Here is a 19,884-nt window from a genome sequence, read left to right on the forward strand (position 1 = left end):
CGTGCGCCCGTCACCACATGAACTGTCCGCCGTCCACGACGAGCTTCTGTCCCGTCATATACGCGCTGTTCGGGCCGACGAGGAATTCGAGGGCGTCCGCGATCTCCTCCGGGTCGGCGATCCGCCGCTGCGGTATCTCGTCGAGCATTCGGCGCCGGGCGTCCGGATCGTTCAGGTTGAACCGCTCGACCAGTTCGTCGGTCTCGGTGTTGCCGGGGATCAGGCAGTTGACCCGGACGCGGGGGGCCAGTTCGAGCGCGAGGCACTTGGTCAGATGCAGCAGACCCGCCTTGCTCGCACAGTAGTTGGCGCCGTTGCGGCGGGGGCGGATGCCCGTGGTGGCGCCGACGTTGACGATCGTCGCGTCGGTGTCGGAGGCCACCATCGCCGGGGCGAGCGCGCGGGTCAGATAGAAGACACCGGAGAGGTTGGTGTCGATGACCCGCCGCCAGTCGTCGTGGCTCATCTCCAGGAACGGCCGGTCGACGTTCATCCCGGCGTTGTTGACCAGGACCACCGGCGGCCCGCACTCCGCCACAATGGCCTCCGCCGCTTCGGCCACCGAGGCTCCGTCGGACAGGTCCACCCGTACGGTGTTCAGCCTGGGGCCCAACTCCCGCACCGCACCGCGCGCACCGTCCTCGTCGGACCGGTACAGCGCTTTCACCCGGAAACCCAGCTTCACCAGACGGCGGCTGAAGGCGAGGCCGATACCGCGGGTTCCGCCGCTGACGACGGCTGCCGGAGGCCGACCCGCTGTCGTCCCGGCAACAGCCGCGGCCGTCATGCCCGGGCCTCGCCTTCGGCGTCGTCGGCATCTCTGGCGTTTCGGGCGTCTTCGGCCAGGCTCGCCCGTACGAGTTCGGCGAGCGTCGCGATGGTGGGCGACCGGAAGAACTCGGGCACCGGGACCCTCGTGCCGTACTCCTCCTCGATCTCGGCGAAGGCCGTGAAGATGTTCAGGGAGTGGGCTCCGTAATCGATCAGGGACCGGTCGCGGGCGATGCTGTCGGTCCCCAGGATCGACGACCAGATGGCGGCCAGTCCCCGCTCCAGATCGGAGGCGTATTCGACCGCGGTCGTGGCCGCGTTCGTCTTCCGCTCGGTGATGAGCCGGTCCGCCAGGGCGGTCAGGGCTTCCCGGTCGGTCTTGCCGGTGCGCGACGTCGGTATCCCGTCGGTGTCGAAGATCCAGGACGGCGACATGTACGACGGCAGTGCCGCGGAGATCCGGGCCTGGAGCTCCGTGTGATCAGGGTCGGCGCCCGGCTCCGCGGCGAGGAAGAGGACCAGTTCGCGGTCGGCCCCGAGCCCCCTCGCCACCGCCACGGACTGCCTGACTCCGGCCGCGGTGTTGGCGATCGCCTCGATTTCGCCGAGCTCCACCCGGTAACCACGGATCTTCGTCTGGCCGTCCCGTCGGCCGAGGAAGATCAGTGTCCCGTCGGCGTCCCGCACCACCTGGTCACCTGTGCGGTACATGCGCGAGGCGCTGTCGCCGGAGAACCGGTCGGGCAGGAAGCCGGCCGCGGTCCGTTCCGCGTCGAGATAGCCGTCCGCGGGGCTGACGCCGCCGAGGTGGAGCTCGCCGGGTACGCCGACGGGTGCGAGATGGCCCGTCCCGTCGACCACGTACGCCGCGACACCCGGCAACGGGCGGCCGATCGGTGCGTGGGCGGGCCACCGCGCGTCGTCGCCCCGCATCTCGTGCACCGTGGCGGCGTTGGTCTCGGTGGGACCGTAGAGGTTGACGAGCACACATTCCGGGTGGTCGGCGAAGAACCGACGGATCTCGTCGTCGACGAGGAGCTGCTCACCGGAGACGCAGACGCGCCGCAGGCCGGGAAAGCGGGCCGAGGCGCGCCGTGCGGCCTGGACGAACGGGCGGAGGGCCGCCACCGGCAGGAAGACGTGGCTGACCCGTGTCTCCTCGATGCGCCGGATCAGCGCCGGGAAGTCCCGCCGGTCGGCCGGCTCGCGGGAGACGACGGTGCCGCCCGAGACGAGTGTCGGAATGATCTCCTGGAAAGAGACGTCGAAGCCGAGGGGCGCGTACTGGAGGAAACGCGTCGCCGCGTCGTGCTCCATGGCGGAGATCTGCCACGCCGCCAGGTTCAGCAGGGGCCGGTGGCCCATCACCACCCCCTTGGGGACGCCACTCGATCCCGAGGTGAACATCAGGTACACCGCCGAGTCGGCGGAGCCGCCCACGGCACGGGGCCCGGCGCCGGGGACGGAGAGTTCGGCCAGGCCGGTGGTGCGCGTCCCGGGGAGGCCGAGGCCGCGGCCGACGATCAGGCGACAACCTGCCTGGTCCACCATATGAGCGAGGCGTTCCCACGGCAGACTCGTGTCCAGCGGCAGATAGGTGGCGCCGCGGCGCAGGATCGCGAGCATCACGATCACGGTGTCGCACAGCCCGTCCAGGGACAGGCCGACGACCTGCCCCGGTGTGACGCCCTGCCGGGCCAGTCCGTCGGCGGTTCGCCCGGCGGCGGCCAGGAGTTCGCCGTACGTCAGGTTCCGCAGAGGCTCCTCGACGGCGATCGCGTCGGGCGTACGGCGAGCGGCCTGCTCGATCCACTCCGCGAGACCGCCTGCCGGAACCGGTGCCGGACGGCCCGCATCCGCCGGCTCGACCGCCGTGCCCGGAAGGTCGCCATCGGTGATCCAGTCGGTGAACAGATCGGCCAGCGGACGGGTGCCGTCTGCGAGCGTGCGACGCAGTGCCGTGCGCAGCGACGCGAGCAGCGCGTCCGCGACGGCCTCCGATATCAGATGCCGGTCGTACTCGAGCTCCAGCAACCAGCGGCTCTCCACCTTCGTGGCACCGAGCCACAGGTCGAACTTCGCCGTTCCGTTGCCGGGTTCCCGCACCCCGACGACGGCGCCGGTTGATTTCCCGTCGAAGGTGTCCTGCATCGCGAGCATGCAGGAGAACAAGGGGTTGCGGTTGCTGGTGCGGTCCTGCCCGACACCCGCCACGAGCTGGTCGAGCGTGACGGAGACCCTGCCGCGGCAGTAGTCGACGGCCTCCCGGACGGTCCCGGCGATGTGCTCGTCCACCGTGCGCGACCAGTCCACGTCGACCGTGACCGGCAGAGTGTTGACGAAGAAGCCGCAGAGGTCGTACGAGCGGACGGTGCGCCTGGCCGACAGGGGACTGCCGATCAGGACCGTGGACACACCGCCGTGCCGGGCGAGTACGGCCCCGTAGACGGCGCTCAGCAGGACGAAGGGCGTGACGGAGAGCCGCTTGCAGGTCTCCTGGAAGTCGCTCGCTTCTCGCTCACCGAGCAGCCACGAAAGGCGTGCACCGGAGAAGTCCGTCTCCTCGGGCCGCCCCGGCCGGGGGTTCAGCACAAGAGGCGGTACATTACGCAACCGCTCGGCCCATATCTTGACGTGCTCGGCGGTCTCCGGCGAGCCGGAGGCCCGGTTCTGCGCCTCGAGTTCCCTGAGGAAGGCCGATTCGCGTGCCTCGCGCAGCGTTTCGATGTCCTCCGTGGTGAGCTTCGAGGTCAGCGCGGATTCCAGGTCACGGATGATCGGCCCCGTCGAGACCCCGTCCCCGATGAGGTGATGGCCGCACAGCAGAATGGCGGCCGCGGAACCGTCAGTGGCGCGTACGTATCCGAATCGATAGGCCGGCCCTGTCGCGAGGTCGAACGGGCGCTGCCCGAGCCGCCTCGCCAATGCCTCGGCAGCGGCGGCGTACTCCTCCGGCGGTACGTCCACCCGCTCGACCGGCACGTGTCCCGTCTCCGGCGGAGGGGTGAATCGGGAATGCATCCTCGGCAGGTGGCCGAAGACCTGGCGCAGCGCCGGCTGAACCGTGACCAGTACCGCGAGGGCATGGTCCACGGCATCGTCCGACAGCCGCGGATCGAGGTCGAACTGCATGATCTGGTTGTAGATCTCGCGGGTCGGCACCCTACTGTCGACGACGAGCAGCCCCTTCTGGGCATTGGTCAGCGGCAGAAGGGTCGGGTCCGCCGCGCCAGGGGCCGTGGTGTTCTTCAGCATGCGGCACCGGTCTCATCCGCGTCCTTCGGGAACAGGCTGATGAGCCAGACCTTGAGGTCCCCGACCGTCCGTACGTCGACCAGGCCCACGGCATCGATCTCCGCGTCCTCGTCGGCGACCTCGACAGCAAGGCGCAGGAGCGACAGTGACTCCAGACCGGCCTCCTGGATCAATGTGGAGTCGACGAACTCCGCCGTGGCGTATTGCGCGATCCTCGAATCAAGGTCTGTCGGTGTGATCAGCACGTTGTCTCCACCTCATGCCGATGGCTCGTACGCCGAGCGTGGGTCCGCTCGTGCATCGGATAACGGCGGGCGCGGCCCGCGAAGTGGCCCCGCCGGGCGCTTACGACGCCTGCACGGCGATTCTTCCGAGCCGAGTTGTTCTCTCGATGTGCTGTCGATGCGCCGCCCCTGTGACGTGCGTCGACCGTCACGTACCGAGTCGCTTGCCGAAAGAGCCGGCCTCCTCCCGACCGTCAGCGGGCAGCGATCCGCGCTTCGACTTCGATGAGTGCCTTCGGTGTGAAGACCCGCAGGAAGGGAACGATGACCACCGCCGTGGCCACGGCGAAGAGACCGAACGTCACCCGGTACCCCAGCCACTGGGCGAGCGCCCCCGACACCGCGGCACCGACCGGGATGGAGCCCCAGGAGAAGAGTCGGGCGGCGGCGCTGTAGCGGCCCATCAACTCGGCACCCACCAGTGTCTGACTGATGCTGCGGGAGTTGACCACCCACAGGGTGCCTCCCATGCCGCCGAGGAACGCGGCCGCACCGATGACCCAGACGTTGCTGGTCAACGCCGGGACAGCGACCATGGAAGCGGAGAAGAAGACGTTTCCGAACATGACCCACCGCCGGCCGAGGAGCCGGTTGGCGAGGCCGACGCTCATCGTGCCCACGACACCGCCGACGCCCAGCGCCCCCACGAGCATGCCGTAACGGTCCGCGCTCAGGCCCAGCTCCTTCGTCGTGATCAGCGGCATGAGGGCGAACCAGGCGGCCCAGCAGGTGATGAGCCCGGTGACCGTCAGCGAGAGCATCCGCAACAGCCGCTGGTTCCACAGGAACCGCAGACCTTCGCCAATCTGCTGATTGACGGTCAACTCCGGCTGGCCGGAGCGGCGCGGGACCCGGAACCGGCCCACCAGGAAGGGAAGGACGAGGATGGCCAACGCATATCCGCCGATGGTCGCGCCGAGCGCGATCGAAGCGCTCCCGGCGACGAGGATGCCGCCCACGAACGGCCCGGCGAACTCGTTGCACAGCGTCTCCGCCGCTGTCACCCAGGTGTTGGCACGCTCGCGACCGGCCGGTGCCACGGCGTCCGGGACCAGCGCCGCGGCGGATGTCAGGGCGATCACCTCCGCGACACCGAGGATCAGCCCGCCCCCGTAGAGCATGGGAAGGCTGACCACGTCAGCCACCAGGGCAGTGAAAAGGCCGAGCACCACGGTCATGCGCATGGCGTTGGCCAGCCACAGCAGCTTGCGGCGATCGGACCGGTCGACCAGCACGCCCACGTGCAGCGCGACCAGCAGCCACGGCAGGGTCAGGGTGAGCAGCACACCCGAGACCAGCGCGGGTGAGTCGGTCAGTGACGTGGCGATGAGAGGGAGCGCCACCTTGGTCACGCCGTCGGTCAGGTTGGTCACGGCGGTGAACGACACCAGCACCCAGGTGTTGCGCGTGCTGGCGTCCGCCGGGGGCGACTGTGGGGACAGTCCCGGCGACGAAGTGCTGGACACCGTAGGTTCTGCCACAGGAACTCCCGATTCCGATCCGCCTCGTGGCCGGGGCACACAGCACGACGTCAGATAAGTCCCGAACGAGCGACCTTCCCGATCGATCAGGCATCAGCCCGTGGGCGAGTTTAGCCAGTTGGCGATATGGCGCAACGCGCCGAATAGCCGCCCGCGCAAGGGCGGAGGTCATGGAAAGCGCTGAGTTCCGCGGGTGCGGGAGCGCCCGACAGCGGCGGCGAATCGGCAGCACATTGAGAGAACACCACCCCCGGCAACCATCTCTTCCTGGAAGCGGCCACCGCCCCTCCGATCTCTCATATCGACTGCCTAGGTTCAGGCGAGGAGACCATGCGGGATGGAATCAACGACGGCACTGGCAACCGGGTCGTCATCAAGGTCGGAACTTCATCCCTGATCACTCGGGGAAAGGTGGACCCCGTCAAGCTCGACGCCCTCTGCGCGACGGTGTCGAAGGGAATCGAGGCCGGTTTGGCGCCGGTGCTCGTCACCTCGGGGGCCATCGCACTGGGCCGGACCATGCACAGCACTTTGACACAGGACACGGCGGAGGCCGCACAGACCGCTGCGGCGCTCGGCCAGGGAGTGCTGTACTCGGCGCTCCACGCCCGATTTGCCGCACATGGCCTGGAGACAGGACAGATCCTGCTGACGCCGCGCGCTCTCGTCGCGCCGGAACGCGGTGGAGGCGTCCGCCGCACGCTCGACCTGATGCGGTCGCTGGGCATGGTGCCCATCGTCAACGAGAACGACGCGCTGGGCGTGCGCAACAACGACGTACTGGCCGCTCTGCTCAGCGGGTTCATCGAAGCGCGGCTGCTTCTGCTGCTCACCAACGTGGCCGGCCTCTACGACGGCAACCCGCTGCTCGGCGAGGACGCCGTACGCATCGCCGCGGTGACGGGGCCGATCTCCGAGGTCGAGGCGGTGGCCGGGGGATCCACCGGGGACAGCGGAACCGGCGGCATGCTCGTGAAACTGAGCGCCTGCTGGATCGCCACGCACGCCGGGGTCCGCACCGTGGTGGCCGACGCCATGGACTCCACCGCCCTGGTCGCGGCCTTCCGGGGCGACGAGGTGGCGGGGACCGTCTTCCCGCCGCGCACCGCCCACTCCGCCGCACCCGATCTTGGCCGCCTGTGGCGTGCGTTCCGGAACCCCCCGAGCGGGTCCGTGGTCTGCGACGCCACGGGGCAGCAGGCCATCGAGTCGGGCCGAGCCCTGCTCGGCGGCAGCGTCGACGCGATCAAGGGGTCGTTCGGCAGCGGCGACGTCGTGGACATCGTCGGCTCGGACTCCCGGGTGATCGCCCGCGGCAGCGTCCGCCTCAGCTCGGCGGAGGCCGGGGCCGGCGGCCGGCCTGCCTCTGCATTGTTCAACCACTGTGACTACGTACGGATTTTGGAGGGCTAGTCGTGTCGGTAACCAAGATCTGCCGTGCTGCCGCGGAGGCGTCCGCCGCCGTCAAGCAGCTGACCACGGCCCAGAAGAACCAGGTCCTGCTGGACATGGCGGCCGCCATCGAGCGCCACCGGGACTCGATCACCAAGGCGAACGAGCAGGACATCGGGGCCGCCCGCGCGGCCGGCGTCACCCCCACCCTCATCGACCGCCTGACCCTCACCGAGAGCAGGATGGCCGGCCTGGTGAAGGCCGTCCACACGGTGGCATCGCTGGCGGACCCGGTCGGTGAGGTCGTCAAGGGCTGGACGCGGCCCAACGGGCTGCTGGTCGAGCAGGTGCGGGAGCCGCTGGGCGTCATCGCGGTGATCTACGAGGCTCGGCCCAATGTCACGGCGGAGGTCGCGGCGCTGTGTCTGAAGACCGGCAACTGCGCGGTGCTGCGCGGCTCGTCCATGGCCGCTGCCACCAATGCCGCGATCATGGCGGCCCTGGCGGAGGCCGTCTCCGAGCACGACGAAGTGCCCGCCGCGGCCGTTCAGCTGATATCGGACCCGTCCCGTGATGCCGCCATGGAACTCATGCGTGCCAAGGGGTACGTCGATCTGCTCGTTCCGCGAGGCGGCCCGGAGCTGATCGCCTCCGTCGAGCAGAACGCCACCGTACCCACGGTGATCGACGGCGCGGGCAACTGCCACACCTACATCGACGGCTCCGCCGACCTGGACATCGCGACCGCGGTGACCATCAACGCGAAGACCTCCCGGCCCAGCGTGTGCAATGCGATGGAGACCCTGCTGGTCCACGAGGACCTGGCGGAGTCCTGGCTGCCCGGTGTCCTCGAGCTACTGGCCGAGGCGGGCGTGGAGATCCGCGGCGACGAGACCGTGCGGCACGTCTGGCCGAAGGCGGTCGCCGCGACCGAGGAGGACTGGGGCACCGAGTACCTGCGGCTCGTGCTCGCGGTCAAGGTCGTTCCCGATGCCGACGGCGCCATCGCGCACATCCGCCGGTGGGGCACTTCCAACGCGGAGGGCATCGTGGCCAAGGACATCGACGTGGCGCGGCGCTTCACCCGGGAGGTCGACTCCGGCAGCGTCTTCGTGAACACCTCCACCCGCTACTCCGACGGTGGGGAGTTCGGCTACGGCGTGGAGATCGGCGTCTCCACCCAGAAGCTGCATGTGCGGGGACCCATGGGGCTGGACGCGCTCACCACCGTGAAGAACGTGGTCTGGGGCAGTGGCCAGACGAGGACGATCTGATGGAGGGACAGCCGCACACCGCGACGAAGCAGCCGTTGCGCACCTCCTTGTTGATGGAGGACATCGGCCAGGCACTGTCGGTCCAGTACAACAACCTCGTCTACGACATGAAGGCCGCCGGACGGGACATCATCACGCTGTCCCTCGGCGAGGCATTCTTCGACCTGCCGCTGCCGGCGTTCGACGGGCTCACGACGCCCGGTCTGCACCACTACTCGCACTCCCGGGGACTGCCGGAGCTGCGGCGGCTGCTGGCCAAGTACTACGAGACCAGGTTCGCGCTCCCGGTGGACCCGGACGCCGAGGTGATCGTCACGGCCGGATCGAAGGCCGCCATCCATATGGCGCTCATGGCCGTCCTCGACCCTGGCGACCAGGTGATCGTGCCGGAGCCGTACTGGCTGAGCTATCCGGCGCAGATCCGTATGTGCCGTGGCGAGCCGGTGATGGTTCCCCACGATGTGCCGGTCTTCGACTTCGAACGGTTCATCACCGCCCGCACACGTGCTGTCATCATCAACAACCCGAACAACCCCAGCGGGCACATCTACACCCGGGCGGAGCTGGTGTACCTGCACGAACTGGCCGACCGCCATGGGCTCTTGCTGATCGTCGACGAGGCGTACAACGAGTTCGTGCCGCCGGGCACCGAGTTCCTCGCGGCCGGGGCGCTCGACCCGGACAAGGAGCACACGGTCACGGTCAACTCGATGTCGAAGAACTACGGCGTCTCGGGCTGGCGGATCGGATACCTCATCGCCAACCAGCGGCTCACCGACCAGGTTCTGAAGATCAACCAGCATCTGGTCACCTGTGCGCCGACCATTCTGGCCGCCTATCTCGCCGAACGTTTCGACGACCTTCTGGACATCACCAGACCGCAGATCCAGCACACGGTCCAGCTGCGCAACCGCGTCGGTACCTGGTTCACGGACCACGGCATCGACACCCTGCCCGGCACGTCGACGTTCTATCTCTTCGCCTCCCTGGGCGGATCCAGCCTCGACTCCACCGAGTTCGCCGGCCGGCTGCTGAAGGAGAGCGCGATCAGCGTGGTGCCCGGCATCGGGTACGGGGACTCCTGCGATCGCTACATCCGGGTCTCCGTGGGCAGCGAGTCCGAAGACCGCATCGCCCGCGGCGTGGCCGCGATCCGCGACCTCGTCGAGACCACCACTCCCGCGCACCTCACCGCTCGCCCGGGTTCGACATCGTTGGCCGGAGGGCCGAATCCAGGGGTGTGACCCGGATCGCGCTCCGGCTCCGTCCCCCCGACGAGGACACCTCCCCCGACCTCGGGACGCGCATGGATTCCGAGGTCGATGCCGGCGAACATCGCCCTCGGCGCGCGGGCCCCGCCCTCGGCCGCGGGCGGGATGTGGTGGACCTCCTGACGCAACGGCCGCAGCGACACCGGCTGCACTGCCACCGCCCGAGCCGCCGCGACGAGGTTTGCCGGACAACGGACAGCGCAACGAAGCCCTCGCGGACTACTACTGGTCCCCGCTGACCTTCACCGCCACCGGGGCGATCGAGCCGATCACCTGCCAGAATTCGTTCTCGCTCACGTTGTCGACCGGCGCACCCGGGCATCAGGTCCCGCCGCGGGACGTCGACCAGGCGGACGGCGTGAGCGGATTCCGCCCGCACGGTGACATCGGCTCCGGCGTGGCCCGCTTCCAGACGTTCGTGCCCAGCCGGACCGGCGAGCTGTCCGCCGTTTCCTACACGAGCTTCCAGGCGGGCAACCCCGGCGCGGGGCTCGAAATCAGCGTCCATCTGGCGAACGACTCGTTCCAGCCGACTGGTGACGCGCTGAGTTCCACGGTCGTGCCGGCCGCGCAGATCGGCTGGTCGCCGCGTAACGTCACCGTGTCACCGGCCATCTCCGTCGCGGCCGGGCAACGGTACGGCCTGCTGGTCCGCTCGGCGACGACCAGTGGCTGCTACGGCCTGGTGTACAACGACTCGAGCCCGTACCCAGGTGGCGGCGAGGCGTACAGCGACGACAACGGCTCGACCTTCCGCACCGAAGCCGGCCGCTCGCTCAAGTTCTCGACGAGCGTCAGCAGATGAACGGAACCCTCCGTCAGCACGATGAACGGTCGACCGGATTCAGGGCGCGCCCCCGCACGGCAGCCGTGCGGGGGCGCTAACGCTGCAACACCCCGATGCCGGGCCCGGGGCGGGGCGCCACCGGGCGGAAGCGGTCAGATGCCCACCGGATGCCACACGGTCTTCGTCTCCAGGAACGGGGTGATCCTGGACAGCCCCGGTGCGGCCGCCCAGTCGGTGGACGGCCGTGGCCTCAGGACGCGGGTGAGGGTGGTGGCCGCCGCCGCCTCCAGTTCGGCCGCCCGCTCCCCGGCTCCCACCAGGTCCAGCGCGTTGACATCCGCGTGGGACGCCAGCGGCGGGGCCAGTTCCGCGAGGCGGCCGGTGAGGATGTTGACCACACCGCCGGGCAGGTCCGAGGTGGCCAGGGCCTCTGCCAGGGTGACGGCGGGCAGGGGATGCGGCTCGCTCGCCACCACCACCGCCGTGTTGCCCGTCGCGATCACCGGCGCGATCACCGAGACCAGGCCCAGCAGGGGGGACTTCGGTGGCGCGAGGACCGCCACCACCCCCGTGGGTTCGGGTACGGAGCGGTTGTCGTACGGCCCCGAGACGGGGTTGGTGCCGCTCCAGCACCTGGGTGACCTTGTCGGTCCAGCCCGCGTAGTACACCCAGCGGTCGACGGCGGCCGAGACCACCTCCTCGGCCCGCGCCGCATCCAGGCCCTCGGCGTCGATGGTCTCCTGGACGAACTGGGCGCGCCGCCCCTCCATCATCTCGGCCACGCGGTAGAGGATCTGTCCGCGGTTGTAGGCGGTACGGGCGGCCCACGGGGCGAACGCGCGGCGGGCCGCGACCACCGCCTCCCGGGCGTCCTTGCGCGAGGCCAGTGCGGCGTGGGCCAGCGGTTCGCCCTCGGCTGAGGTCACCGGATAGCTCCTCCCCGACTCGGATCGCGGGAATCCCCCGCCCAGGTACAGCTTGTAGGTCTTGCGCACCGGCACTCGGGCCGCGGCGGGCACGGGGAACTCAGACATCGAGGTACGCCTCCAGTCCGTGCCGTCCGCCCTCGCGCCCGTACCCGGTTTCGCGGTAGCCCCCGAACGGGCTGGTGGGGTCGAACTTGTTGAAGGTGTTCGACCACACCACACCGGCGCGCAGCCGGCCGGCGGTCCACAGCATGCGGCTTCCCTTCTGGGTCCACACTCCGGCCGACAGGCCGTAGGGGGTGTTGTTGGCCTTCTCGACCGCCTCGTCCGGGGTGCGGAAGGTGAGGACGGACAGCACCGGTCCGAAGATCTCCTCCCGGGCGATGCGGTGGGCCTGGGTGACCCCGGTGAAGATGGTCGGCGCGAACCAGTAGCCGTGCGCGGGCAGTTCGCAGTCGGGGGCCCAGTCCTGGCTGCCCTCGTCCCGGCCGGTCTGGGCGAGGGCGCGGATACGGGCGAGCTGTTCGGCGGAGTTGATGGCGCCGATGTCGGTGTTCTTGTCGAGCGGGTCGCCGAGCCTGAGCCGGGAGACGCGCTCCTTGAGCCGGTGCAGCACCTCCTCGGCGATGGACTCCTGGACCAGCAGCCGGGATCCGGCGCAGCACACATGGCCCTGGTTGAAGTAGATGCCGTTCACGATGCCCTCGACGGCCTGGTCCAGGGGCGCGTCGTCGTAGACGATGTTGGCGCCCTTGCCGCCGAGTTCCAGGGTGAGCTTCTTGCGGGTGCCCGCCACCGTGCGGGCGATCTCCCGGCCGACCTCGGTGGAACCGGTGAAGGCCACCTTGTCGGTGCCGGGGTGGGCGATCAGGGCGCGTACGGTGTCGGCGGCGCCGGTGACGATGTTGACCACGCCCGGGGGCAGCTCCGCCTGCTGGCAGATCTCGGCGAACAGCAGGGCGGTGAGCGGGGTGGTCTCGGCCGGTTTGAGCACCACCGTATTGCCCGTGGCGAGGGCCGGGGCGATCTTCCAGGCGAGCATCAGCAGGGGGAAGTTCCAGGGGATGACCTGGGCCGCGACGCCCAGTGGCCGGGGTGCGGCGCCGAAGCCCGCGTGGGCGAGCTTGTCGGCCCAGCCTGCGTAGTAGCAGAAGTGCGCGGCGGCCAGCGGGATGTCCACGTCCCGCGACTCCTTGATGGGCTTGCCGTTGTCCAGGGACTCCAGGACGGCCAGTTCCCGGGCGCGTTCCTGGATGATGCGGCTGATCCGGAAGAGGTACTTGCCTCGCTCGGCGGGTGGCATCGGGGACCATACGCGCTCGAAGGCCCGCCGGGCGGCGGTCACGGCTCGGTCCACGTCCCCCTCGTCGGCGACGGACACCTCCGTGTGCTTGCTCTGTGCGGCCGTCTCACAGGCGGTGGACGCGACGATCGGATTCGGGCGACGTGACATGCGCCAGGCTGGCGGCAGCGTCGTCGCAGCCGTGGTCCATGCCATGGTCGCGGCCCTGGTCTGGTGACGCGCACGATCGTTTCGCCCCTGTTGAGCGGGGATCTTCGCGTTGCCCATGCGATCGCGCGCCGAAGGCCCCGCCCGGTTCGGCGGGGCCTTCGGGGCCGTACGGGACTGGGCGCGACGGTCCGGTACGCGGGACCGTCGCGCCGATGGGATTCAGCGCAGCCAGGTGTGGTCGCGGACGATCGGGAGCCGCGCCCAGAGGCGGCCCAGGCCCCAGGTGGTGCCCGCCCCCGCGGCCGCCACGGCGATCAGCCCCAGCGCGTAGACGACGTGGTAGTCGACGAAGGGATTCGACGACATACTCGGCGACCCGTCCGACAGGTGCTTGGCCGGCGGCCATTCGGCGGCCCACATCAACGCCATCATCACCGTGCCCGCCACCGCGGCCGGCCGCAGCGCCACACCGGTCATGACGGCCACGCCGATGCCGAGCAGACCCAGCATGAACAGCCAGTCCGCCCATGCGTCACCGGCCCACGCATGGAAGGTCGACTCCATCGGCCCGACGGCGACGGACCCGAGGAACCCTCTCGTCGGCGACCCACCGTCGATCCAGCCCTTGCCGGAAGCGGTCGCGTAACCGAAGCCGAAGGTCTTGTCCAGGAACGCCCACAGGAAGACGAACCCGGTGAGCAGGCGCAGGGAGGCGAGGGTGTGGGCCCGCGCGTCGTGGGTGACGGTGTCTGCCGACATGGCGGCCGTGGAGCCCGTCCGGTTCCTGCGGAAAAGCAGGTGGAACCCTGTACTCCGGTGCGGGTGCTCGTCTATGGCCATGGCGGTGATCCCTTCGATTAGGGTCTTCTCATTGCCCGTTGCCCTCACTCTCGTCCTGCGGACCCGGTCACGCCGGATGCCGAAAGTCCGCGGCCATGGGGCTGGACGGCCCTGCCTACAGGGCCAGTTGGCGCGGCCGCCCGATCCGCCGCCGAGGGCGCGGGCCCCGCGAAGGCCGGTGTTCCGGCCGTCACAAGGGCCGACCGACCCTTTCCTCTTTACCGCACGGCTCTGGCACACTGCGCCCGAGCCGGAGATGAGCAAGCAGGCGCATGGACGGTGGGCAGAAGGGACAGTCAGGGATGATCGCTGTCGTAGGGCATCCCGATCTCAGCGCGTCGACGCTCGCGCTGATGGAGGAGGAACTGCGGTCACGGTTGGGCGACTTCGCCCGTGCGGGCAGAGCCGGTCTGGTCCGTGCCGGAAAGGGGCTGCCGGTGGCGTTCGGAAGAGCCGCCCGTAGGGCGGGGCTGGCCCTGGTGACGGCCTGCCGTCGCGCAACGGTGTGCCCGCGCAGTTGGCCGAGCTCGACCGCAAGGCCGCGGGTGAACTGCTGCTGCTGTCGCAGCAGGTGCGGCTGGTGGAGTTCGACCCCGGTGACCGCGGCGCGTGTGTGAGCGCGGACGAGAGCTTGCTGCGCAACTGCGCCCGTGTGTTCGCGGTATGGGACGGCTCGCCGTCCAACGGAAGGACGTCACGGCGCATCTGGTCGCCATGGACACCTTCGCCGTCGCCACCCACCGCTGGATGCAGGAACCATCCGTTTCCCTCCATGACCAGCTCGACCAGGCGTTTCGCGAACTGCGCCTAGCCGCCGCAGCTCTCAAGTAGCGGGGCGTCGACCGCCACGCCAGCCGAACCCGTCCATCATCCCGGGCGGGAGACAGGGCCGAATGACACCAGGTTGGCGGCCTTTCGGTATCCGGCGCACATTCATCAGTGGGCGGCGTCGGCCGCCGGGTCCATCGTGGTCGTCAGTGCGCCCGCCCCATCCGGGCGGCACGGCCGTTCACGCTCTGGCGCGTTTCGGCCCCGCTGTCTGCAAGGAGCTCGGAAAAAGATGACTCGAACCGGAAAGGACACAACCGTCGTTATCGTGGGAGGCGGAGTGGCCGGACTGGCACTCAGCAATTCTCCTGCGGAGGGGAATCGGTTGCATCGTCCTGGAGAAGCACAGCCGTGAATACGTGAAGCAGCGGCAAAGGGCCGGCTCTCTCGACGCCGACGGGGTGCGTGTGCTGCACGAGTGGGGGTGGGCGAGATCGTGGAGGGCTACAGCCACGGCTCCTCCGATGCGGGTTTGCCGCTGCTGATCGACGGCGAAAAGCGGGAGTGGCGGATGGATTCCGACGACGCGGATGATGTAGACGGCGCGTACTGCCCCCAGCAGATCCTCGTCCGGAACCTCATCAAGGTCTTCCTCCGCGACGGCGGCGCCCTTCGCTTCGAGGCCGAAGACGTTTCGCCGCAGGACATCGACACCGAGCATCCTCTGGTTCGCTATCGGGACGCCGCCGGCTCGACGAAGACCCTCAGCCGCGATTTCGTCGCCGGCAGCGACGGCTACCACGGCGTCAGCAGGACCGCCGCCCCCGCCGACGTCCTCACCTGCTCCACCCATGAGTTCGGGTACGCCTGGCTGACCGTCATGACGGAGGTGCCGGCGGATCCCCTGGCCGTAAGCCTCGCCCGCCACGACGCCGAGGTGCTTGCGCGGGCGGTCATCCAGTGGGCCGAGAAGCACGATTCCACTCTGCTCGAAAGCTACTCCGACACCTGTCTGAACCACACTTGGGAGCGGCAGGCGTCCGCAGTCCAGATGACCGAGACGATGCATGACTCCGGTGACACCTCCTACGAGGGGGAGTTCCGCAAGCAGATCGCCCGAAAGAACCTGGAAACCATGCTGGAGCCAATGCCGGCGATTCACCCGTCCCGGTAAATCGGCGCGTCCCATCTCACCGGACACCGCACCCGTCACCATGGCAAGAACCCGGCCAACGGCCGCACCCCCGGTGGCCGGGTGCCGGTGTCCGCCCGCGTGTGGGCGGCTCCTCCGCTGGGCGGTAACGACGGCGTCATCGAAAAGGGTTTGCGGACGGGGCCACGCTTGGATAGACGTTACGGCGGAACCCCCGCCACGAGGGTGAGGGGCCATGACGGCGAGAGGAGGGATAAGCCCATGATCGCCGTGACCATCGCGCTTGTGCCCTCCCGGGGTGCGGACCACATCTGACCCCGGAGCGGACGGGCGCCTTCGCCGGAGCGTGCCGTGACCGTGAATCAGAACGACCTGACCATGCGTCCAATCACCGGATGCGAAGAACTCGACCTCTTCTCCCAACTGCCCTACACCCTCGACGAGGAACTGGCGGACGACCTTGCCACCGGCCGCCGACGTCCGAAATGGATGTGGGTCGCCCTTCACGGCGAGCGTCTGCTGGCCAGGGCCGCATGGTGGGGCCGGCCAGGAGATGACACACCCTTCCTTCTGGACATCTTCGACATCGACGACAGCAGCCCGGATCGCGATCGCGTGGACATCGGCGTGCGGCTGCTCCAGACCGCATTGGCCGAAGTCATCCCCACAAACACCCGGCCACCCGAGTACAACCGTGTCGTCCCATCCGATTGGCGCGAGGACCACATGGCCAGGCACGTCGTCGAGAACCGCATGCTCGCCCTGGAGCTAACCGGCGCCCGCCTGCTCGTCGAACGGCTGCGCTTGGAGTGGCGTCCCGGGACGCCACTCCCCACGCCGAGACAGCGACTGGCGTTCCGGCCGGTCCGCGACACCGAGGAAATCCTCGCCCTGATGACGCTGGTCCTGAATGGAACGCTGGACGCGCACAGCAGGGAAGACCTGGCCCGGATGTCCGCCCGCGAAGCGGCGATCAGACACTATGAGGACGAACTCGCGCACTTTCGGAGCCCACGGGACTGGTGGCGGATCGCGACACTGCCGGACGGCGAGCCGGTCGGGTTCGTCACTCCGGCCCGCAATGACTACAACCCCGTCATCGGCTACCTCGCCGTGCTGCCCGAGCACCGGGGCAACGGCTACATCGACGAGATCCTCACCGAAGGCACCCATATCCTCATCGCACAGGACGTCCCGCGCATCCGGGCGGCCACAGACCTCGGCAACACTCCCATGGCGAACGCCTTCCAGCGCGTCGGGTACGTTATTTTCGAACGCCAGATCACCATGACCTGGAGCTGACCCAGAAGGCCGCGGGTGTGCGGTGGTGCGGTGGCCGTTTGCGCGGGCGTCGTGCAAGGCAGTCGGCCGGTCAGGTCTGCAAGGCGGGGAACGGGACGCCGGTCAGCCGTTCGCTTTCGCACCACAGCCAGGCACCCTGGTCCGGGCTGTCGGCCCGGGCGGGCAGGGGCACCGGCTTGGGGGTGCCGGAGGTCTGGTCGCGTCCGGCGGGGCCGATGAAGGTGCCGCTGACGGCCTCGGGGTGGGTCGCGGCATACAGAGAGGGCCAGGCGGCGCCGTCGGCGGTGCCCATCAGGGTGCGGGCGGCGAGGGCGACGAAGAGGCGACCCATCCGTCCGCTGGAGGTGTGGCGCTGCAAGTTGGTGACGGCCGAGCCCGGGTGGACGACCAGGGCTCGGTGCGCGGTGCCGTCGAGGCGGCGGGCGAGTTCCTGGGTGAAGACGACATTGGCGCGCTTGGACTTGGCGTAGGCACCCATGGGGCGGTAGTGGCGTTCGCTCATCAGATCGTCGAGGTCACCGGAGCGCCAGGTGGCGGCGATGGCGCTGACGGTGACGACGCGGGCGGCTGTGGAGCGTGCCAGGGCGGGCATGAGGTGGGCGGTCAGGGCGAAGTGTCCGAAGTGGTTGGTGCCGACGGTGAGTTCGAGGCCGTCGCTGGTGGTGCGGCGCTCGGGGACGTCCATGACGCCGGCGTTGTTGATGAGGAGGTCAAGGGTCTCGGTCGCGGCGAGCGGAGCGGCCGCATCGCGGATCGCGGATAGATCGCCGAGGTCGAGCTCCACGGTCTCAAGCCGGGCGCCGGGTACGTCGGCGCGCAGGCGGCGGGCGGCCTCGGCCAGCGAGGCGGGGCGGCGCCCTGCGAGCAGGATACGGGCGCCGCGTTCGGCCAGGACCTGGGCGGTGCGGTAGCCGATGCCGCTGTTGGCGCCGGTGATGAGGGCGGTACGGCCGCCGAGCGAGGGGATGTCGGCGGGGGTCCAGTGCGGGACGGCCATGGAACACCTTCCTAAATGAATGTTCATTTACTAGCCTCAGCATGGGTGGCGGCGCGGCCGTTTGTCAAATGAACGTTCATTACGTGAGGGTGGGGCCATGGCAACGCGTGATCCTGACCGCAAGCGTCAGCAGCTGATGGAAGCGGCCCTGGCGGAGTTCGCCGAGTACGGGGTGGCGGGGGCTCGTGTGGACCGTCTCGCCAAGCGGGCCGGCATCAGCCCTGGCCTGGTGTATTCGTTCTTCGCCGGTAAGGAGGGCCTGTTCGAGGCCGTCTATGAGGCGATCGTCGAGCAGACGGTGGGCGCGCTTCCCATCGACGCCGACGACCTGCCCGGCTATGCGGGGCGCCTACACGATGCCGCCGCGCAGCATCCACAGGTCATGCGTTTTCTGTCGTGGTACGCGCTGGAGCGCGCCGAGCGCGCCATGCCCGAGATCGTCGCCCGCTCGATGGCAGACAAGATCGCGGCCATCGAGGCGGCACAGCAGCGCGGCAGCGTCACACGGGACAAGCCGGCCGGGGAGATCCTCGCCCTGGTGCTGGCGCTGGCGAACATGTGGCAGCAGCACACGGAGGACGTGCGTCAACTGGTCACTGCCGAGCAGCGGCGCACCACGATCACCGACGCCGTGCGCCGCCTCATCACCCCACAAGAGTCCGCTGATGGCTGATATCGCCACGGCCCGGTGGGCGGAGCTGTCCGCGTGCGAGATCGCCTCGCTGGTCCGCGAGGGCCGCTGCACCGCACAGGCCATGACCGAAGCGGCACTGCGCGCCATCGCCGGGCGCGACGCGGGCGTTCGGGCCTTCACCGAGGTGTGGGCGGATAGGGCCCGCGCCCACGCGGCCGAGGTACAGGCCCGCGCCGAGGCCGGGGAGCGGCTTCCGCTGGCCGGAGTCCCGATCGGCATCAAGGCAGGCGAAGGCACGGGCAGCGTCCAGTCACAGCGAATGATCGAAGCGGGCTGCGTCCCCGTCGGGACGACCTCGGTTCCTGTGGTCTCCAACGCCGCCGACTGGCAGACCTGGGGGCACACCGATCGCGGGCCGACCCTCAATCCGCTCAACCCGGCCTGGAGCCCGGGTGGTTCATCCGCCGGATCGGCGGCCGCGGTCGCCTCCGGCATGGTGCCGCTCGCCACGGGAAGCGACGGCGCCGGCTCGGTGCGCATCCCGGCGGCCTGGTGCGCCGTCCACGGGCTCAAACCCACCAACGGCACCGTGCCCGCCCGCGACGCCGCCGGGCTGAACATTGCCGGACCCCTCGCCCGCGGCGCCCAGGACCTGCGCGCCGCCTTCAAGGCTCTCGCCGTTGCCGACGGAAGCACGGGTACGCCGGTTCGGCGCCCGCTGCGCGCGGCCTGGTCCGCCACGCTGGGCACCGCCGACACCGACCCCGAGGTCGCCGCTCGCGTCCGCTCCTTCGTGGGCACCGCGTTCGGCGCGGACCGACTGCTCGTGGACGAGCCGGACATCCGTCTGCCCGATCCAGCGCCGTGCTGGATGGCGTTGCGCGGCCACCGAGCCGCCCCGGCCGAACAGGTCGAGGCGGTCCGCCGCGAGCTGCACACCGCCGTGGACGCTCTGTTCGGCGCTTACGACGTGCTGGCCACCCCCACCACCCCGCACCCGCCCCATGGGCACAGCGGGCCGGGCAACCGCATGAACGTGGCCCTGACCTGGGCGTTCAACATCACCGGCCATCCCGCCGTCTCCCTTCCGGCCGGGCGCACCCCCGCAGGCGACGTGGTCGGCTTGCAGTTCATCGCCCGGCACGGCCGTGAGGCAGACCTGCTCGCGCTCGCCGAGACCTCCGGCCGCTGCCACTGATATACGCGCGGCTCAACAGCCACCGCCGGGGCCAGGCCGAAGGACCCGCGTGGCGGCGAAGCCCACGGCCTCCCACCCCGGCCGCGGTCCACTGGAC

Annotated in this window: 16 protein-coding genes and 2 pseudogenes; 10 read left to right on the plus strand and 8 right to left on the minus strand. The window is 69.6% G+C overall.

What is annotated here, in order from left to right:
• Positions 1-10: 10 nt before the first annotated feature.
• From VT50_RS02910 to VT50_RS02925, 4 genes are all read right to left on the minus strand, one after another.
• On the minus strand, positions 11-787 hold the full coding sequence (locus VT50_RS02910; RefSeq protein ID WP_046089771.1) for an SDR family NAD(P)-dependent oxidoreductase: 777 nt from the start codon (positions 785-787) through the stop codon (positions 11-13).
• Positions 784-4,026 (minus strand): non-ribosomal peptide synthetase, encoded by a 3,243-nt coding sequence (locus VT50_RS02915; protein ID WP_063893276.1) that lies wholly within the window; start codon positions 4,024-4,026, stop codon positions 784-786. Before VT50_RS02915 ends, VT50_RS02910 begins: the two co-directional genes overlap by 4 nt.
• Entirely contained in the window at positions 4,020-4,271 is a 252-nt protein-coding gene (locus VT50_RS02920; protein WP_206269327.1) for a hypothetical protein, read from the minus strand. Before VT50_RS02920 ends, VT50_RS02915 begins: the two co-directional genes overlap by 7 nt.
• Before the next feature lie 233 nt (positions 4,272-4,504).
• Entirely contained in the window at positions 4,505-5,791 is a 1,287-nt protein-coding gene (locus tag VT50_RS02925) for an MFS transporter (protein ID WP_240529023.1), read from the minus strand.
• Between the two features lie 330 nt (positions 5,792-6,121).
• On the opposite strand from VT50_RS02925, the gene proB reads away from it, so the two are divergent.
• From proB to VT50_RS02945, 4 genes are all read left to right on the plus strand, one after another.
• Entirely contained in the window at positions 6,122-7,204 is a 1,083-nt protein-coding gene (gene proB / locus VT50_RS02930; RefSeq protein ID WP_053048798.1) for a glutamate 5-kinase, read from the plus strand.
• A gap of 2 nt (positions 7,205-7,206) precedes the next feature.
• Entirely contained in the window at positions 7,207-8,457 is a 1,251-nt protein-coding gene (locus VT50_RS02935; protein WP_046089772.1) for a glutamate-5-semialdehyde dehydrogenase, read from the plus strand.
• A complete protein-coding gene (locus VT50_RS02940; RefSeq protein WP_046089773.1) occupies positions 8,457-9,701 on the plus strand; it encodes a pyridoxal phosphate-dependent aminotransferase in 1,245 nt (414 codons plus the stop codon). The genes VT50_RS02935 and VT50_RS02940 overlap by 1 nt, the downstream gene beginning before the upstream one ends.
• Before the next feature lie 208 nt (positions 9,702-9,909).
• Complete coding sequence (locus VT50_RS02945) at positions 9,910-10,533, plus strand: hypothetical protein (protein WP_206269328.1); 624 nt, start codon at positions 9,910-9,912, stop codon at positions 10,531-10,533.
• Positions 10,534-10,667: 134 nt separating this feature from the next.
• Here the strand turns inward: VT50_RS02945 and VT50_RS02950 are convergent.
• The 3 genes and pseudogenes from VT50_RS02950 to VT50_RS02960 all read right to left on the minus strand — a co-directional run bounded on the left by VT50_RS02950 (position 10,668) and on the right by VT50_RS02960 (position 13,735).
• Positions 10,668-11,550: pseudogene (locus VT50_RS02950) on the minus strand (aldehyde dehydrogenase family protein).
• A pseudogene (locus VT50_RS02955) lies at positions 11,543-12,814 on the minus strand (aldehyde dehydrogenase family protein); the annotation flags it as partial. The pseudogenes VT50_RS02955 and VT50_RS02950, both read right to left, overlap by 8 nt.
• Positions 12,815-13,114: 300 nt before the next feature.
• Positions 13,115-13,735 carry a DoxX family membrane protein gene (locus tag VT50_RS02960; protein WP_046089775.1) on the minus strand — a complete coding sequence of 207 codons (621 nt, stop codon included), beginning with the start codon at positions 13,733-13,735 and terminating at the stop codon, positions 13,115-13,117.
• A gap of 517 nt (positions 13,736-14,252) precedes the next feature.
• On the opposite strand from VT50_RS02960, the gene VT50_RS40185 reads away from it, so the two are divergent.
• From VT50_RS40185 to VT50_RS02975, 4 genes are all read left to right on the plus strand, one after another.
• Positions 14,253-14,546: a hypothetical protein gene (locus tag VT50_RS40185; RefSeq protein ID WP_240529025.1), complete on the plus strand. Its 294-nt coding sequence runs from the start codon at positions 14,253-14,255 to the stop codon at positions 14,544-14,546.
• Between the two features lie 352 nt (positions 14,547-14,898).
• The gene (locus VT50_RS41250) at positions 14,899-15,048 is read left to right on the plus strand and encodes a hypothetical protein (RefSeq protein WP_420822165.1); all 150 of its coding nucleotides are present in this window, start codon (positions 14,899-14,901) and stop codon (positions 15,046-15,048) included.
• A complete protein-coding gene (locus tag VT50_RS02970) occupies positions 14,988-15,677 on the plus strand; it encodes an FAD-dependent monooxygenase (RefSeq protein ID WP_206269329.1) in 690 nt (229 codons plus the stop codon). The genes VT50_RS41250 and VT50_RS02970 overlap by 61 nt, the downstream gene beginning before the upstream one ends.
• Before the next feature lie 357 nt (positions 15,678-16,034).
• Complete coding sequence (locus tag VT50_RS02975; protein WP_046089777.1) at positions 16,035-16,958, plus strand: GNAT family N-acetyltransferase; 924 nt, start codon at positions 16,035-16,037, stop codon at positions 16,956-16,958.
• Positions 16,959-17,028: 70 nt separating this feature from the next.
• Here VT50_RS02975 and VT50_RS02980 read toward each other — a convergent pair whose 3' ends face one another.
• Positions 17,029-17,955, minus strand: a complete 927-nt coding sequence (locus VT50_RS02980) for an oxidoreductase (RefSeq protein ID WP_046089778.1) — start codon at positions 17,953-17,955, stop codon at positions 17,029-17,031.
• A 97-nt stretch (positions 17,956-18,052) separates the two neighbouring features.
• Between VT50_RS02980 and VT50_RS02985 the strand changes: the two genes are divergently transcribed.
• Positions 18,053-18,628: a TetR/AcrR family transcriptional regulator gene (locus VT50_RS02985; RefSeq protein WP_046089779.1), complete on the plus strand. Its 576-nt coding sequence runs from the start codon at positions 18,053-18,055 to the stop codon at positions 18,626-18,628.
• Positions 18,621-19,787 (plus strand): amidase, encoded by a 1,167-nt coding sequence (locus tag VT50_RS02990; RefSeq protein ID WP_046089780.1) that lies wholly within the window; start codon positions 18,621-18,623, stop codon positions 19,785-19,787. The genes VT50_RS02985 and VT50_RS02990 overlap by 8 nt, the downstream gene beginning before the upstream one ends.
• Positions 19,788-19,884: the final 97 nt, after the last annotated feature.

The organism is Streptomyces antioxidans (assembly GCF_000968685.2).
Lineage (GTDB): Bacteria > Actinomycetota > Actinomycetes > Streptomycetales > Streptomycetaceae > Streptomyces > Streptomyces antioxidans.

What these genes read in the sequence shown, in the direction of transcription:
- VT50_RS02910 (WP_046089771.1), bottom strand. Translation starts at nt 787, where the DNA reads ATGACGGCCGCGGCTGTTGCCGGGACGACAGCGGGTCGGCCTCCGGCA.
- VT50_RS02915 (WP_063893276.1), bottom strand. Translation starts at nt 4,026, where the DNA reads ATGCTGAAGAACACCACGGCCCCTGGCGCGGCGGACCCGACCCTTCTG.
- proB (WP_053048798.1), top strand. Translation starts at nt 6,122, where the DNA reads ATGCGGGATGGAATCAACGACGGCACTGGCAACCGGGTCGTCATCAAG.
- VT50_RS02940 (WP_046089773.1), top strand. Translation starts at nt 8,457, where the DNA reads ATGGAGGGACAGCCGCACACCGCGACGAAGCAGCCGTTGCGCACCTCC.
- VT50_RS02960 (WP_046089775.1), bottom strand. Translation starts at nt 13,735, where the DNA reads ATGGCCATAGACGAGCACCCGCACCGGAGTACAGGGTTCCACCTGCTT.
- VT50_RS02975 (WP_046089777.1), top strand. Translation starts at nt 16,035, where the DNA reads ATGCGTCCAATCACCGGATGCGAAGAACTCGACCTCTTCTCCCAACTG.
- VT50_RS02980 (WP_046089778.1), bottom strand. Translation starts at nt 17,955, where the DNA reads ATGGCCGTCCCGCACTGGACCCCCGCCGACATCCCCTCGCTCGGCGGC.
- VT50_RS02985 (WP_046089779.1), top strand. Translation starts at nt 18,053, where the DNA reads ATGGCAACGCGTGATCCTGACCGCAAGCGTCAGCAGCTGATGGAAGCG.
- VT50_RS02990 (WP_046089780.1), top strand. Translation starts at nt 18,621, where the DNA reads ATGGCTGATATCGCCACGGCCCGGTGGGCGGAGCTGTCCGCGTGCGAG.